This is a genomic window from Paracoccus niistensis (assembly GCF_042432925.1).
In the GTDB taxonomy this organism is placed as follows: domain Bacteria; phylum Pseudomonadota; class Alphaproteobacteria; order Rhodobacterales; family Rhodobacteraceae; genus Paracoccus; species Paracoccus niistensis.
In genome coordinates this window covers 49,427-64,693 of record NZ_JBHLWE010000009.1, presented here as the reverse complement: position 1 = coordinate 64,693, position 15,267 = coordinate 49,427, and the positions used below count along the sequence as shown (strand labels likewise).

Annotated in this window: 17 protein-coding genes; 6 read left to right on the top strand and 11 right to left on the bottom strand. The window is 67.0% G+C overall.

All coding sequences use genetic code 11. The features are described 5' to 3' along the window. A complete protein-coding gene (gene rho, locus ACFFII_RS02910) occupies positions 1 to 1,272 on the bottom strand; it encodes a transcription termination factor Rho (protein ID WP_377697400.1) in 1,272 nt (423 codons plus the stop codon). A gap of 120 nt (positions 1,273 to 1,392) precedes the next feature. Beyond that, entirely contained in the window at positions 1,393 to 1,839 is a 447-nt protein-coding gene (locus tag ACFFII_RS02905) for a CopD family protein (RefSeq protein WP_377697512.1), read from the bottom strand. A 463-nt stretch (positions 1,840 to 2,302) separates the two neighbouring features. On the opposite strand from ACFFII_RS02905, the gene ACFFII_RS02900 reads away from it, so the two are divergent. From ACFFII_RS02900 to ACFFII_RS02885, 4 genes are read left to right on the top strand one after another with little or no spacing between them, the layout of a single operon-like run. Beyond that, positions 2,303 to 3,178 carry a shikimate dehydrogenase gene (locus tag ACFFII_RS02900; RefSeq protein WP_377697399.1) on the top strand — a complete coding sequence of 292 codons (876 nt, stop codon included), beginning with the start codon at positions 2,303 to 2,305 and terminating at the stop codon, positions 3,176 to 3,178. Beyond that, entirely contained in the window at positions 3,175 to 3,777 is a 603-nt protein-coding gene (gene coaE / locus ACFFII_RS02895; RefSeq protein WP_377697397.1) for a dephospho-CoA kinase, read from the top strand. The genes ACFFII_RS02900 and coaE overlap by 4 nt, the downstream gene beginning before the upstream one ends. After that, the gene (gene dnaQ, locus ACFFII_RS02890) at positions 3,770 to 4,477 is read left to right on the top strand and encodes a DNA polymerase III subunit epsilon (protein ID WP_377697395.1); all 708 of its coding nucleotides are present in this window, start codon (positions 3,770 to 3,772) and stop codon (positions 4,475 to 4,477) included. Before coaE ends, dnaQ begins: the two co-directional genes overlap by 8 nt. Before the next feature lie 27 nt (positions 4,478 to 4,504). Next, positions 4,505 to 5,416, top strand: a complete 912-nt coding sequence (locus ACFFII_RS02885) for a YihY/virulence factor BrkB family protein (protein WP_377697394.1) — start codon at positions 4,505 to 4,507, stop codon at positions 5,414 to 5,416. Here the strand turns inward: ACFFII_RS02885 and ACFFII_RS02880 are convergent. From ACFFII_RS02880 to ACFFII_RS02870, 3 genes are read right to left on the bottom strand one after another with little or no spacing between them, the layout of a single operon-like run. Further along, positions 5,413 to 7,188 carry a histidine kinase dimerization/phosphoacceptor domain -containing protein gene (locus tag ACFFII_RS02880; RefSeq protein ID WP_377697393.1) on the bottom strand — a complete coding sequence of 592 codons (1,776 nt, stop codon included), beginning with the start codon at positions 7,186 to 7,188 and terminating at the stop codon, positions 5,413 to 5,415. The genes ACFFII_RS02885 and ACFFII_RS02880 overlap by 4 nt on opposite strands. 11 nt (positions 7,189 to 7,199) lie before the next feature. After that, positions 7,200 to 7,784, bottom strand: a complete 585-nt coding sequence (locus tag ACFFII_RS02875; protein ID WP_175558859.1) for an RNA polymerase sigma factor — start codon at positions 7,782 to 7,784, stop codon at positions 7,200 to 7,202. Positions 7,785 to 7,789: 5 nt separating this feature from the next. Then, a complete protein-coding gene (locus tag ACFFII_RS02870; protein ID WP_090756456.1) occupies positions 7,790 to 7,936 on the bottom strand; it encodes a NepR family anti-sigma factor in 147 nt (48 codons plus the stop codon). A gap of 91 nt (positions 7,937 to 8,027) precedes the next feature. Between ACFFII_RS02870 and ACFFII_RS02865 the strand changes: the two genes are divergently transcribed. Further along, a complete protein-coding gene (locus ACFFII_RS02865) occupies positions 8,028 to 8,831 on the top strand; it encodes a response regulator (protein WP_090756458.1) in 804 nt (267 codons plus the stop codon). A gap of 57 nt (positions 8,832 to 8,888) precedes the next feature. Here ACFFII_RS02865 and ACFFII_RS02860 read toward each other — a convergent pair whose 3' ends face one another. Next, the gene (locus tag ACFFII_RS02860; RefSeq protein WP_377697391.1) at positions 8,889 to 9,533 is read right to left on the bottom strand and encodes a carbonic anhydrase; all 645 of its coding nucleotides are present in this window, start codon (positions 9,531 to 9,533) and stop codon (positions 8,889 to 8,891) included. Between the two features lie 157 nt (positions 9,534 to 9,690). On the opposite strand from ACFFII_RS02860, the gene ACFFII_RS02855 reads away from it, so the two are divergent. Beyond that, positions 9,691 to 10,071: a hypothetical protein gene (locus tag ACFFII_RS02855; protein ID WP_377697390.1), complete on the top strand. Its 381-nt coding sequence runs from the start codon at positions 9,691 to 9,693 to the stop codon at positions 10,069 to 10,071. Here the strand turns inward: ACFFII_RS02855 and ACFFII_RS02850 are convergent. The 5 genes from ACFFII_RS02850 to ACFFII_RS02830 are packed head-to-tail and all read right to left on the bottom strand — an operon-like array spanning position 10,064 to position 15,130. Then, a complete protein-coding gene (locus ACFFII_RS02850) occupies positions 10,064 to 10,672 on the bottom strand; it encodes a glycosyltransferase family 29 protein (protein WP_377697388.1) in 609 nt (202 codons plus the stop codon). The two genes, ACFFII_RS02855 and ACFFII_RS02850, sit on opposite strands and share 8 nt — an antisense overlap. After that, positions 10,669 to 11,718 carry a glycosyltransferase family 4 protein gene (locus tag ACFFII_RS02845; RefSeq protein WP_377697387.1) on the bottom strand — a complete coding sequence of 350 codons (1,050 nt, stop codon included), beginning with the start codon at positions 11,716 to 11,718 and terminating at the stop codon, positions 10,669 to 10,671. Before ACFFII_RS02845 ends, ACFFII_RS02850 begins: the two co-directional genes overlap by 4 nt. Then, on the bottom strand, positions 11,711 to 12,901 hold the full coding sequence (locus tag ACFFII_RS02840; RefSeq protein WP_377697386.1) for an MFS transporter: 1,191 nt from the start codon (positions 12,899 to 12,901) through the stop codon (positions 11,711 to 11,713). The genes ACFFII_RS02845 and ACFFII_RS02840 overlap by 8 nt, the downstream gene beginning before the upstream one ends. A gap of 55 nt (positions 12,902 to 12,956) precedes the next feature. Beyond that, positions 12,957 to 13,877, bottom strand: a complete 921-nt coding sequence (locus ACFFII_RS02835; protein WP_377697385.1) for a glycosyltransferase family 2 protein — start codon at positions 13,875 to 13,877, stop codon at positions 12,957 to 12,959. A gap of 8 nt (positions 13,878 to 13,885) precedes the next feature. Then, entirely contained in the window at positions 13,886 to 15,130 is a 1,245-nt protein-coding gene (locus ACFFII_RS02830) for an MFS transporter (RefSeq protein WP_377697384.1), read from the bottom strand. Between the last annotated feature and the right edge of the window lie 137 nt (positions 15,131 to 15,267).

The following is a 15,267-nucleotide window of genomic DNA, read 5'->3' as shown; positions in this document are numbered from 1 at the left end:
TCAGGCGTTCATCGATTCGAAGAAGTCGGCGTTCTTCTTGGTCTGCTTCAGCTTGGAAATCAGGAACTCGATCGCATCCGTCGTGCCCATCGGGTTCAGGATGCGTCGCAGCAGATAGGTCTTCTGCAGGTCTTTCTGATCCACAAGCAATTCCTCTTTCCGCGTCCCGGACTTGAGAATGTCCATGGCCGGGAAGACGCGCTTGTCGGCGACCTTCCGATCCAGCACGATTTCGCTGTTACCGGTGCCCTTGAATTCCTCGAAGATCACCTCATCCATCCGCGATCCGGTATCGATCAGCGCCGTGGCGATGATCGTCAGTGAACCGCCTTCCTCGATGTTCCGGGCAGCACCGAAAAAGCGCTTCGGCCGCTGCAGCGCATTCGCGTCGACACCACCCGTCAGCACCTTGCCGGACGAGGGCACAACTGTGTTGAAGGCGCGTCCCAGGCGCGTGATCGAGTCGAGCAGGATCACCACGTCGCGCTTGTGCTCGACCAGCCGCTTGGCTTTCTCGATCACCATCTCGCTGACAGCCACGTGCCGCGTCGCCGGCTCATCGAAGGTCGAGGAAATCACCTCGCCCTTCACGGAACGCTGCATGTCGGTCACTTCCTCGGGCCGCTCGTCGATCAGCAGCACGATCAGGTAGCACTCGGGATGGTTCTTCTCGATCGAGTGCGCGATGTTCTGCAGCAGCACCGTCTTGCCGGTCCGCGGCGGCGCCACGATCAGCGAGCGCTGGCCTTTCCCGATCGGCGCCACCAGATCGATGATCCGGGCGGAACGATCCTTCAGAGTGGGATCGTCCAGCTCCATCTTCAGCCGCTCATTGGGATAAAGCGGGGTCAGGTTGTCGAAGGCTACCTTGTGACGCGCCTTTTCCGGGTTCTCGAAGTTGATCTTCTCGACCTTGGTCAGCGCGAAATAGCGCTCGTTCTCGCCCGGCGCGCGGATCACGCCCTCGACCGTGTCGCCGGTCCGCAGGCTGTGCTGGCGGATCATGTCGGGGCTGACATAGATGTCATCGGGGCCGGGCAGGTAGTTCGCCTCGGGCGAGCGCAGGAAGCCGAAGCCGTCCTGGACGACCTCCAGCACGCCGTCGCCACCGATCTCGAAGCCTTCCTCGGCATGCTCCTTCAGCAGCGAGAACATCATCTCGCCTTTGCGCATGGTCGAGGCGTTCTCGATCTCCCATTCCTCGGCGATCGACAGCAGGTCGGCGGGGCTCTTGGCCTTCAGGTCGGCCAGGTTGAGACGTTCTTCGGTCATCATGTCACCATGCGCCGGACCTGCCCATCGGGGCGCTGCGGCAGTTCTCATGTCGGAAAGATTCGCCCCGGACGGGACGCGCCGAGTCACTTAGGGTGGAAGCGCCCCTGAGTCAAACCTTCAGAACTTCACGATCACCGACAGCACGATCACGACCATCAGCAGGGTCGGAACCTCATTCATCATCCGGTAGCGCCGCCCGGTCGATCCTTCGCCACGGGCAAGCTTCTTCCGCTCGATCATCAGCCAGTGATGAAACACCGTCATGCCGATCACCGCTGCCGCCTTGGTCCAAGGCCAGACCATCGTCCAGTCGACAATGCCGGGCGTGAAGACCAGCGCCAGTCCCGCGATCCAGGTTGCGATCGAGGCGGGCCCCATGATCACGCGCAGCAGCTTGTATTCCATGATCTGCAGGCTGTCGCGCGGCTCGCCCGCCGCCGTGCCGCGTTCGGCATGATAGACGAACAGCCTCGGCAGGTAGAACAGCCCTGCCATCCACGAGATCACCGCCATGACGTGGAACGCCTTGGTCCACGGGTAAACGCTCGCAAGCCAGTCGGTGATCATTGGACCTCTCTTCACTGCCTTATCTTTAAAAAAGGAAAGAGAAGAAGGGTAGATGGAGTCGTAGGGCCTGTGGACATCGGAAGACTGCTGAGTCGCCCGATTCAATCCCCGAGAATCTTCCTGTGGGAAAACCCTGTGGAGCCGCAACGACGACTCACAAGAAAAATAAGGAAGATCAGTTTCTTGATCCTCAAGATCGGCCTGTGGATAACTCTGTTAATCCACAGGCGGTGGATTGATCGGGGAGAGTTGTCTCCTTGTGGACAGAGATGTCGTGTTCTCTTTTTGTCTCAGGCATCCATCCCCAGCCCTCATGCGGCCTGAACTTGTCCCCGCAGCCCGCCCCCTGCCTGACCTGCATTTTGCCGTGCAGTTATCCACAGGCCGGGCTCCTGACGCTGCGCTTTCCCTCAAATCCGCTGCGCGCTAGACAAAGGGGACTTGGCGGCGAGGGTGCGGAATGGATGACAGCGCAGCGTCGAAAGTGGTGGAAGGGCAGACCAGCCCGGGGGCGCAGGTACCCCTTGCCGGGGTGATGGGTTGGCCGGTGGCGCATTCGCGCTCACCCGTGCTGCACGGACACTGGCTTCAGCGCCACGGTGTGGCAGGCCACTATGTTCCCTTGGCCGTCCGGCCCGAGCATCTGGCCCAGGTGCTGCATGCTCTGCCTCGCGCGGGCTTCGTCGGCGTCAACGTGACGATCCCCCACAAGGAATCTGTCCTGGCGCTTGCGGATGTCGTGACCGACCGCGCGGCGCTGATCGGGGCGGCCAACACCCTGACCTTCCGCCCCGATGGCACGATCCATGCCGACAATACCGACGGCCACGGCTTCATCGCCAATCTGATGCAGCAGGCACCCGACTGGCGCCCCTCCTCTGGCCCCGCTGTGGTGATCGGGGCCGGGGGCGCCGCGCGCGCCGTCGTTGCGGCGCTGCTGGAGCGGGGCGTGCCGGAACTTCGCATCGCCAATCGCACCCGCTCCCGTGCCGAGCGGATCCGCGAGGATTTCGGCGCACGCGTTACCGTGCATGACTGGTCGCGGCTCGACGAGATGCTGGAAGGCGCGACCACGGTCGTCAATTCGACCTCGATGGGGATGAAGGGCGGACCGCCGCTGGACCTGCCCCTGGATGCTCTGTCACCCGGAGCGCTGGTGACCGACCTGGTCTACACTCCGCTCGACACCGATTTCCTGCGCGCGGCGCGGGCGCGCGGCTGCGCCACGGTGGACGGCCTCGGCATGCTGCTCCACCAGGCCGCACCGGGGTTCGAGCGCTGGTTCGGCGTCCGCCCCGAAGTCGATGAGGCCTTGCGCGCGGCGGTGCTGGGATGAGCTTCAAGCTCGGCCTGACCGGGGGCATCGGCATGGGCAAGACCACGACGGCTGCGATGTTCGCGCGCCGGGGCGTCCCGGTCTGGGATGCCGACGCCGCCGTCCACAAGCTTTATGCCAGGGGCGGCGCGGCCGTCGCACCGGTGGCGGCGCTTTTTCCCTCGGCCTTGGGCCCGGAGGGCATTGATCGCGGCGTGCTGAAGCGCCTGCTGGCCGAGGCTCCCGGCCGGCTGGGCCAGCTTGAGGCCGTCGTCCACCCGCTGGTCGCCGCCGACCGCGCAGCCTTTCTTGCAGATCATGCCAAGGCGCCCGTGGTCCTGCTGGACATTCCGCTTCTGTTCGAAACGGGAGCCGACGCCTATATGGACGGCATTGCCGTCGTGTCCGCCCCGCCCGAAATCCAGCATGCCCGCGTCCTCGCCCGTCCCGGCATGGACAAAGGCACCCTGTCCCTGATCCTGTCGCGCCAGACCAGCGATGCCGACCGCCGCGCTCGCGCGACATGGATCATCCCCACCGCTACCCTGGCCGAGGCGGAAGCGGCCGTGGACGCCATTCTGGCCGAGATCGCCGAGCGAAAGACCAAGACCCATGCGTGAGATCGTCCTCGACACCGAAACCACCGGCTTCGACCCCGACACCGGCGACCGCATCGTCGAGATCGGCGCGGTCGAGTTGATGAACCACCTGCCCACGGGCCGTCATTTCCACGTCTACATCAACCCCGAACGCGACATGCCGGCCGATGCCTTCGCGGTTCATGGGCTTTCGACCGAGTTCCTGTCCGACAAGCCGCGCTTTGCCGAGATCGCCTCGGACTTCATCGACTTCATCGGCGAGGCCCGTCTGGTCATCCACAATGCCGCTTTCGACATGAAGTTCCTGAACGCGGAACTGCGACGCGCGGGCCACCCGACGATGCCCATGGCGCGCGCGCTCGACACGGTGGCGATGGCGCGCCAGAAGTTTCCGGGTGCGCCTGTCTCGCTGGATGCGCTCTGCCGGCGCTGGGGGATCGACAACTCGAACCGGACGCTGCACGGCGCGCTTCTCGACAGCGAGCTTCTGGCCGAGGTCTACCTGGAGCTGATCGGCGGCCGTCAGCCAGACCTCGTGCTGGTGGCCGAGCCTGTTCGCACCGCCGAAGGCCCCTCCGTCACTAGCCAGAACCGCCCGCGCGCGGCCCGGCCTGCGCCGCTGCCGCCCCGGATCACTGCCGCCGAGCGCGAGGCCCATGCCGCCTTTGTCGCCCGTATGGGCGCAAAGGCCCTGTGGCAGCGCCATGTCCCGGCGAGTTGACGGGCACGGCGTGCCGGGGCGCCCCGCATGATCAACTACCTGCGCGAATCCTGGGGCTTCATCGCCGCCATCTTCGAGCGGATGGACAAGATCCACATGGGCCTGATCGCCGCGGGCGTGGCCTTTTATGCCATGTTCGCGGTCTTTCCCGGCCTTGCCGCCCTGATCGCCCTGTGGGGTCTGTGGTTCGACCCGGCAATCATTCAGGAATACGACCGTTACGTCGATGAGTTCGTGCCCGGTCAGGCTGCCGAGATCCTTCATGCCCAGATCGACGCCCTGACCTCGGGCGGGCGGACGCAACTGGGCTGGGCCTCGGCCATTTCCTTCGTGATCGCCACGGTCGCGGCACGCGCCGGGGTGGATGCGCTGGTACGGGGGCTGAACGCGGCCTATGGCGTGCGCTCGCATTCGACCATCGTCGGCTTCGTTCTGGCCTATGCGCTGACGCTGGCCATCGTGGGCGTGGTGATCCTGGGACTTGCCACCATCGTCATCGTGCCCCTGGCCTTCAACTTCATGGACCCCGGACCGCTGCGCAGCTGGCTGATCGGCGTCGTGCCCTGGGCCGCGATGTTCTTCATCGTGATCATCGGGATCGGCATCCTTTACCGCTATGGCCCGAACGTGAAGACCCCGCGCACCCGCCTTTTCACATGGGGTGCGCTGTTTGCGGCCCTGGCCTGGGCCGCGGCCTCGGTAGCGTTTTCGATCTATCTGGCGCGCTTCGACAGCTACAACCGCATCTACGGCTCGATCGGGGCGGTCGTGGCGCTGCTGATGTGGTTTTACCTGGCGGGATTCTCGGTGATGATGGGCGCGCTCATCAATGTTGAAATGGATCGCCACAAGCGGCTGGTGCAGGCGCGCAAGGCACGTGCGCTGGCGCGCAAGATGACCGAGGAACGCAAGAAAGCGGCGTCCGAGCGCGCTGCCTAGTGCCGCGAGCCTTCGCGCGCGGCCGAGGTCAGCACCACCCGGCGGGGTTCCGGTTCGCGCAGGCTGTGCTGCATGTCGGGGCGAAAACGCAGGTGCAGGCGGAAGATGTTGCCCTCGGTTGTCACCTCGGTCTCGGTATCAAGCTGCAGGGCAAAGGCCTCGATCAGCTGGCTGCCGAGGCCGGTTCCTTCCAGCTCGTTGAGCGGCCTGCCGAGGGAGTTCTCGATCGTCATCACCGCGCAGCCTTCCTCGTCGCGGTGCAGTTGCACCCGGACCCAGGCCCGTTCGGCCCCTGGCGGCTTTCCGGCATATTTCAGCGCGTTGGTGAAGGCTTCGGTGGTCAGCAGCGTCAGCGGCACCGCCTGATCGGGCAACAGCACCAGGGGGTCAAGCTGCGTGTCGATCTGGATCGACTGGTCGTTCACCACCGAGGCCGTGGACATCTGGCCGATGATGTCGCGGATCAGCCGGTCGGCCTCGACCGACTCCAGATGCTCGGCCTGGTAGAGATTCTTGTAGATCGTCGCGAGCGAGGCCACCCGGTCCTGCACTGATCGCAGCACCCTCTTGGCGTCGGTGTCGTCGATCACCCGGCTTTGCATGTTGATGATCGAGGCGATCAGCTGGAGGTTGTTCTTGACCCGGTGGTGGACCTCTTTCAGCAGGACCGTCTTCTCGGCCACGGCTTCTTCCAGCGCGGCTTCGTCGCGGATGACGATGCGCGCCATGTTGTGAAAGGTTTCGCTGACGTCCCGGATCTCGCCCGGCGCGCTTTCAAGGATCGGCGGCGGGGCGTCGCGGTTGCCAAGCGCAAAACGCCGCATCTGCCCGCGCAACTCGCGCACATGGCGCAGCACCAGGCGATAGACGGCGAAATAGGCAACCGCCAGCGACACGATCCAGAGCGCCACGGGAAACAGAACCGCGGCAAAGCGCGACACGTTCAGTCCGGCGATCCCGGTCAGCTGCGGGCTCCAGCTGCCCATGGCATAGACAAGGTCGGGGACCACGGCGACCACGGAAAAGACCCGCTGCTCGCCCGAGTTCGAGGTGGCGCGGAAGGTGGTGTCGGTCAGGGGGATCAGCGAATTCAGCGTCATGCCCTGTGGCAGGATCGAGGCCGGATCGCTGCCGTTGCCGAAATCCCCGACCAGTGCCTGGCCCGCGCTGTTGAAGGTGACGATCCGCGCGCCATCGGTCCAGTAGGCGGTGGCATGGGTGGACAGCAGCAGGTCATGGGACAGCGACACCGCCACATAGCCCAGCAGTTCCTGGTCGCGGTAAAGCGGCTGCGAGACGATGACCACCGACTGCCGCGACACGGCCCCCGACATGCTGGCCGTGATCAGCGTCCCGGGGTTCTGCATGAAGGCCTGGTAATGGGGCGAGCCGGTCAGGTCGATTACCCGGTCGCCCGACGAGCAGGTGTTGCGCCCCTCGATGTTGGTGAAGCCAGCATAAACAAAGGTCGCGCTCCGCTGGACGAAGTCGCGCATCATCTCGGAACAGGCGGCCGGGTCGCCCAGCAGCGCCAGCACCGAGCTGCCCAGGGCATCGGCCGTCCCGATCGCGCCCTGCAGCAGCGCCCGCTCGCCTGCCGCAGCGGCCGCGGTCCGCCCCTGGATCGCGATCTCGGACGAGCGTTCCGCTTCCCGCGACAGGTGCATGGTCTGCAGGATCGAGATCATGCCGATCGGCAGGATCGCAATGCTGAGCAGCATCCCCAGCCGGAACCCGAGTGTCCGGGTGAAGGACGCGCCTTTTCCCAGCATCCCGTTTCCCTTCAGCGGGAAACGGGCTGGTTCACCGCCATGACGGCCAGCGTTGCGCGATCGGTCATGTCCAGTTCCTCGCCTTCGGCCATCTGCAGCAGCTCGGCCAGACGGCGCCGGCCGCGGTTGGCCCGCGACTTGACGGTGCCGACGGCCACGCCCGTCATGCTGGCGGCCTCTTCATAGGAAAAGCCCGAGCCGCCCACAAGGATCAGCGCCTCGCGCTGTTCGTCCGGCAGTTGCTCGAAGGCGACCTTGAAGTCGTTCATCGCCAGCCGCCCGTCATGTTCGGGGCGGGTGGCCTGGCGGGCGGCATGGATGCCGTCGGTATCGCTGACCTCGCGCCGGGTCTTGCGGCGCGCGGAATAGAAGGTGTTGCGCAGGATCGTGAACAGCCAGGCGCGCAGGTTGGTGCCGGCCTGGAACTTCTCGATGTTGGTCCATGCCTTGACGATCGTGTCCTGCACGAGGTCGTCGGCCGACGCGCTTTCGCGGGTCAGCGACAGGGCAAAGGCCCTGAGCGCGGGAAGGTGATCCACCAGCTCGTTGCGGGGATCGGGACCGGACTGGGCCTTGCTGTCGGCCGCTTTTGCCATCCGCATCACTCCTGCTCGCGCAGGCGCTCGAGAAGGGTCAGAAAGCGATCAGGCACTTCCTGTTGCGTTTCCTGTTCATAGACGCGCCGCAGATTCTCATCGATCTGCTTTTCAAGGGCGGCGCGTTTTCGTTCTTCCCGCCTCGTGTTCATGTATTTGTTGGTCCCGGAAATCTTGTGCGCACGTTGCCTAACCGCTACAGGACGTCAAGGTTCCCGATGGGGATAAATTTGAGGTTTCGCCATGTCCGCTGCTGATCTTGCCCAATCCATCGGCCGCGAGCTGCCCTATCTGCGCCGCTATGCGCGTGCCCTGACCGGCAGCCAGACGGCGGGAGACAACTATGCCGCCGCCACGCTCGAGGCGATTCTCAGCGACCGCAGCCTGATGAACGGCGACGACACCCGCATCGGCCTGTTCCGCACCTTCCATGCCATCTGGCAAAGCTCGGGCCAGCCTGTGGCCAGCGACGACCAGACCTCGCGCGAGGCTGTTGCCCAGTCGCACCTGCGCGGGCTGACCGCGAACTCGCGCGAAGCGCTGCTGCTGCGCACGATCGAGGAGCTTCGCTACGACCAGATTGCCCAGATCATGCAGATCGATCAGGAAGAAGCCGAGGAACTGGTCCAGATCGCCCTGAACGAGATGGGCCGGGCGATCCGCGGCCGGGTGATGATCATCGAGGACGAGACGATCATCGCCATGGACCTGAAGGGCATCGTGCAGGCGATGGGCCACGAGGTCACGGGCGTGGCCCGCACCCACACCGCCGCAGTGGAACTGGCCGGCAACCGCCGGCCCGACCTGATCCTGGCCGACATCCAGCTGGCCGACGGTTCGTCCGGCATCGACGCAGTGAACGAGCTTCTGGGCTCGCTCGGCGACATCCCGGTGATCTTCATCACCGCCTTCCCGGAACGGCTGCTGACCGGCGACCGGCCCGAGCCGGCCTTCCTGATCTCGAAGCCCTATTCGGAAGAACAGGTACGCTCGGCCGTGTCCCAGGCGATGTTCTTCGCTTCGACCGAAGGCCTGGGCGCCGCCTGACGCCTTCCCGCAGGGAAGAAATGAAACGGCGCCCCGAAGGGCGCCGTTTTTGGTTTGTCAGACCGGAACGAAGCGGTCGTCCTCGGTTAGCATCATCAGCTCGCCGTCGCGGATGTCGTGCCACAGTCCGTGCAGCGACAGCTCACCCGCCTGGACGGCGCTGGCCACGAAGGGGAAAGTCATCAGGTTGTCCAGCGACACCCGGATGGCCATCTTCTCCAGCGCGGGAACCTGTTCCTCTGCGGGCAGGTCGGTGACGCGCTCGTAGCCGGGGCGCAGGATGTCCATCCAGCGCCCGACGAAGCTCGTCTTGTCCTCGAGTTCGGGCGCCTGTCCCGAGCACATGGCGTGGCAGCCCGCCACGCCGCCGCAGCGGCTGTGGCCCATGACGATCAGATGCGCCACCCGCAGGCTGCGGACCGCGTATTCCACCGCGGCCGAGGTGCCGTGCTGCTCGCCGTCGGGGGCATAGGGCGGCACGAGGTTGGCGATGTTGCGATGGATGAAGAACTCGCCGCTGTCAGCCCCGAAGATCGAGGTGACATGCACGCGCGAGTCGCAGCACGAGATCACCATGGCGCGCGGCCTCTGCCCGTCATCGGCCAGTCGTCGGTACCAGACGTGGTTTTCCGCGAACGACGTGGCGCGCCAGCCATGATAACGCTGGACGAGATAGTTGGGCAGTGGACGTGTGACGGTCATGAGGGCCTCGGCTCGGATCTCGGCCAACTGGATAGTCCCCCGATCCCTAAACTTCGAGCGTTTTCTGCGCCGCCACTCAAGGATTTCTTAGCCGGCCTTCTGCAATCTTCGCCCTGCGTGTGGGGACACGGGGTGAGACAATGAATGGGGCAAGGTGATGGGGAACCTGATGGTTCTGGCCGTGAAGGAGCCCGTGCATGTCGATGCGCGGCGCCTGAGCGAGATCGTGGACGAACTGGGCGAGACGGCGGCCAATGACGTGATCTGCGTGGCGCTGGAACAGCTGGCACAGGCGCTGGCGGATGCGCGGCAGGCCGCGATGGCGGGCGACATGGCCGGGCTGACGACGCGGGCCGAGATGCTGTCGCGGCTGGCCTGGCAGGTGGGGCTGACCTCGCTGGCCGGTGTCGCCGTCGATGTGGCCGCCTGCGCGGAACGGCGCGATGGAATCGGCCTGTCGGCCACGCTGGCGCGGCTGATGCGGATCGGCAACCGCTCGCTGACCGAGATCTGGGACGAGCGGCAGGGCCTCAGCTGATCCGCAGCCGCGGGTCCGCCCCGGCGCGGACCCAGGCGGCTTCGGCCGCGAAATCATGGGGCACCTGCGCCGCGCTGCGCGAGCCCGACAGCGATTGCGAGGCGAAGAAGTCGAAGCCGTAGAGGGTCAGCGCGGCAAGGGGTGCGCGCAGCAGAAGCTCGATCGCCATGATCCCCGTGCTGGGCGGCGCGCCCAAGACTTGGGCAAGCGCGTGATAGTCGTTCAAGGGATGCAGGTAGAAGCCGGGGCTGCGCGCGGTCGTCCAGTCCAGCCGCTTGCGCTTGGGCGACATCCACAGAATGCGCCGTGGGTCCAGCCTCTTGCGGTCGGTCAGGGGCAGCCGGACGGCCAGCGCCAGCCAGTCGGTGCGCGTCCCATGGCTTTCGGCCGAGGTCATGGGCGCGCGGTTGATCCGCACCACCAGATCGGCCGCGTCGATGGCGGCGCCATGCCGCTGATCCGACAGCGCGCGGGCGTTGCCGACCAGCGCGACCTGCTTGCCTGCGGCGGCGGTCAGCAGTTCGGCCTGTGGCACGGAAAGAGAGGCAATGGCGGCCTCGTTCCGCAGCGCCCGGGCAATGTGAAAGCCCAGCCGGTTCATCGCACCTGATCCAGCAGGCGGCGATAGACGGCGACGATTGCGCGGGCCTCCGACTCGATGGCGTGGTTTTCCTCGACATGGGCGCGGGCGGCGCGGCCTGCGGCCTCGCGGCCCGCGTCGTCGGACAGCCAGCGGTCGAGGGCTGTGGCGAGCGCATCCACATCCTCGCGCGGGACCAGTGTGCCGGTTTCGCCATCGCGGATCAGCGTCTCGTAGGCGCCCACGCGGGCGGCAACGACGGGAACGCCGCTGGCCATCGCCTCGAGCGGGGTCAGCCCGAAGCCCTCCCACCGGGCGGGGGCTGCAAACAGGTCGAGCGCGCGGTAAAGCCGCACGACCTCGCCCCAAGGGATTTCGCCCAGGAAGCGGATGCGGTCCCCCAGACCTGCCGCCTTCGCCTTTGCCATCAGCCCCTCCGCAAAGGTGCGGTTATCCGCCGTGATGCGCCCGCTGAAGACAAGCTGCGCCCGAGGGTGGCGAGGGAAGACGCGCAGCGCGGCCTCGGCCAGCAGGTCCACGCCCTTCTGCGCCCGCACCCGGCCGAAGCAGCCGACCAGCAGCGCGTCCGGGTCCAGCCCCAACTCGCGCCGCAGGGCCGACCGGTTCCCGGCAGGATGAAAGACTTGCGTGTCCACACCGTGCAGGATCACCGCCGCCGGCCGTTCCAGGTAGCTTGCTGCCTGGGGCGAGGTGGCGATCAGCGCGTCCTGCCTTCGGACCAGCCAGCGGGTGAAGCCCGTGTGCCGCCGCTGCGCCGCGCTGGTGAACAAAAGCTGATAGCGGCGGCGCAACAGGTGCCGCAGGATCAGCCCCAGTGCCATTTCCGTGTTCCGCCGCGCGTGCCAGACCCGCCAGCGGTGGCGCGGCAGGGTCGCGGCGCGGATCAGGGAGATATGCGGCAGGTTCGGCGGCAGCCCCGGCCCGGTCGCCACGATCCCGATCATCCGCGCCTGCACGGGGATCAGCCGCACCACCGTCGCCGTCACCCCGGACAACCGGCGCTTGAGGTTCGGGGCCACGACCTCGATCTGTTTCGCGTCAGGCATCGGCGGCCTCGGGCGTTCTGAGGTAAATGACCATGCCGATAACCACCGGCACCAGGAAGAACAGGAACAGCAGCGCATAGGATTGCGCCGGCGCGAACAGCGCGTCGGTTGCGTGGTGGACGGGGCGCGAGGCGAACTGCATCACCCCGACCCCGCCGACCGAGATCATGTTGAGGAAGGTCACGCCGCGCCCGACCAGATGCACCGGCAGAAGCCCGCGCGCATGGGCCATCAGCAGCGCATAGTTGGTCCCGCACATCCCCAGTGCCGCCAGCAGCGCGACCGACAGCCCCAGCGATAACGCGGGCAGCAGGCACAGCCCCGCCAAGGCGCCTATCGCCAGCACATGCCCCGCCGCCGCCGCACGGCGGGCCGAGCGGCACAGCCAGACGAAGCGCCCCGCCAGAAGGTTGCCCGCCACCATGGCGATGCCCATGACCATCGTGGCCTTGCCGATCGCCGCGTCGCCCGCGCCGAAGACGTCGCGCAGGTAGGGCGCGGCCCACAGCCCCCGGATCGCGGCCGAGACGGCATAGCTTCCGGCGATCAGCGGCAGCATCAGCCACAGCACGCGCAGCCGCAGCACGTCCGCGATCCGCCCGCGCGGCGCGCCCGCCGCATGAGCCGGGTCGCGCACCAGCCACATCTGCAGGCCCGCGACAAGCAGCGTGGCGCCTGTCAGCAGCCACAGCGCGTTCCGCCATCCCGCCGAGTGGATCAGCGCGACCAACGGCGCGGTGCCGAGGATGTCCCCCAGCGAGCCGAAGCCCACCACCAGCCCCGTCATGCCCGCGAAGACGGCCGGCGGAAACTCATGCGCGAGGATGTAGTAGGCCGCCATCAGCGCGGGCGCGCAGCCGATCCCGATCAGCGCCATCGCCAGATGCAGGTGCCAGACCTGCGTGGCCAACGCGAAGATCGCGGCGCCGCCGCCTCCGCCAAGGGCCAGCAGGACCGCCGCGGTCCGCTTCGGCCCGATGTTGTCCAGCGCCCAGCCCACGGGAACCTGCACCGCCGCGAAACTGATGAACCACATCCCCGACGAGATGGCGAGATCGCCCGCGCTCGCCCCCAGTTCAGCCTGCAGGGTCGAGCTCAGCACTGCCAGGAAGGCGCGGTAGAACTGGCTGAGGACATAGCCCAGTGTCAGGGCAACCAGGCCGGGGTGCAGGAACAGGCTCATGAAAACTCCGGGCGGGACGGCGCGAGGCTGGGACAGCGGGCGGGCGGTTGCAAGGTCAGACCCGCCCCAGCGCGGCGGCCAGCCACAGCGCGGCCTGCGACAGGTGCCCCTGCCGGTAGAAGCGCCCGCGCCGCAGCGCCTGCAGCCGTGCCAGCGCGTCGGGGCCGTTCAGCGCTGCAAAATCGTCCAGCAAGCGGCAGTTCTCGGGCGTTAGCCGGTCGCGCAGGCGCTGCATCTCGCGCAGGTTCGCGCGGCTCCAGTCCCGGTGGCGGCCCGTGAGCATCCGCTTCACGCTTGCCAGCCGCGCGCCCGCGCCGTCATTCGCGCCCACGACATTCGCGCCATGCTGGCGGTAAAGCAACGAGGGCCAGGGATCGTGGATCACCCGCCCCCCGGCGCCGCTCACCAATTGGTAGAGCCACCAGTCGTGCATCACGACCTTTCCCGCGCCCTGCGCCCCCCCGCGGGCCAGCGTGGCGGCGGCAGGGTTCAGGACGGCCGTGTTCCCCTGCACGAGGTTCTGCACCAGCGCGTGCCGGAACGAGGGGGGGCGGACCGGCAGGCGCGAAAGGCCTAGGGGCCGCAGGGCTTCGTCGCAGATCTGGACCCGGCTGCAATAGAGCGCCGGTTGATCGCCGCAGGATTCCAGGGCGGACAGCGCGCGCGACAGCTTGTCCGCGTGCCAGACGTCGTCCTGGTCGGCCAGCGCCACATAGCCCGGCGCCTCGGGCAGACCAGCCAGCAGCGCCATGAAATTGGCCGCAGCCCCTCGGCGCGGCCCGGCGCGCAGCTCGACGCGCCCCGACCGTTCGCGGGCGAACTCCTGCACAATGTGCGGCCCTGCATCACTCGAGCCGTCGTCGCCGACCACCAGCCTCCAGTCGGCGGTCTGGTCGGCAATGCTCTCCAGTTGCGGGCGCAGGTGGCGCGCGCCCTGGTAAAGCGCCATCAGCACCGTGACCTGCGGCTGGGGCAAACCTTGCCTCAGGCCGGCGTGGCGGCAAGGCTGCGGGAAGGCGCCTCGCGCACCGGCAGGTGGATCAGGGCCGAGAAGGCGCCCACGCCCACGCCGACCCACCACACCATCGTGTAGTCGCCGTAAACGTCATACAGCCGCCCGCCCAGCCAGACGCCCAGGAAGGACCCGATCTGGTGGGACAGGAAGACGAAGCCATACAGCGTCCCCATGTAGCGCAGCCCGTAGATATGGGCGACCAGCCCCGAGGTCAGCGGCACGGTGGCCAGCCACAGCGCGCCCATGGACAGCGAGAAGACCACCACCGTCGCGGGCGTGATCGGCGTCAGGATGAACCAGGCCGAAATCACCGTCCGCAGGGTATAGATCCCGGCCAGCAGGTACTTGCGGGTGTATTTCTTCCCCAGCCAGCCCGACAGGATCGAGCCCGCGATGTTGGCCAGCCCGATCAGCGAGATCGCGACCGCCCCGAGCGCCGAGGTCGTGGTGATCCCCAGCGCCGCAAGGCCGCCGTCAGGCGCGATGGGGCCGCACATCTCGGTGATCATGGCCGGGAAATGCGCGGTGATGAAGCCGAGCTGGTAGCCGCAGGAAAAGAAGCCCGCGAAGATCATCAGGTAGCTCGGGTCGGTGAAGGCGCGGCGCAGCACGGCCCCCATGCTTTCCTCAAGCTCATGCCGCGGCGCGGGCTTGGTGTTGCCCAGCATCGGCAGGAACAGCAGAACCGCTAGGATCAGGACGGCAAAGACCATGAAGACCTGCTGCCAGGGCAGGAACGCCAGCAGCCCCTGCGCCAGGGGCGCCCCCACGACCTGACCCGCCGAGCCCGCGGCCGTGGCGATCCCCAGCGCAAGGCTGCGGTTCTCGTCGCTGCTGGCGCGGCCGATCACCGCCAGCACTACCCCGAAGCCCGTGCCCGCGATGCCGAAGCCCACCGCGATCTCCCACAACTGCATCGCCTCGGGCGTGGTGGCGACGGCCGTCATCAGCAGCCCCAGCGAATAAAGCGCCGCGCCCAGGATGATGGCCCACCGGTCGCCCCAGCGTTCCGCCAAGGCGCCGAACAGCGGCTGGCCGAAGCCCCAGGCGAGGTTCTGGATGGCGATGGCAAGGCTGAACTCGGCCCGAGGCCAGCCGAAGGTGTCGGCCACGGGGATCTGGAACACGCCGAAGCTGGCGCGCAGGGCGAAGTTGATCAGCAGGATCAGGCACCCGCCGATCAGGATCGGGGTGAAGAGGCGGGACTGGGACATGGGCGCTCCTCGGGGACGGGATGCAGATGACACCGCGCCCGACGGGCCGTCAATGGGTCGGCGCAATGGGCCTGCCTTCACGCTTTGCTAACGCCGGCATGGCAGGATGCAGCGCTTGAGGCGTCGGACGGCGAGGA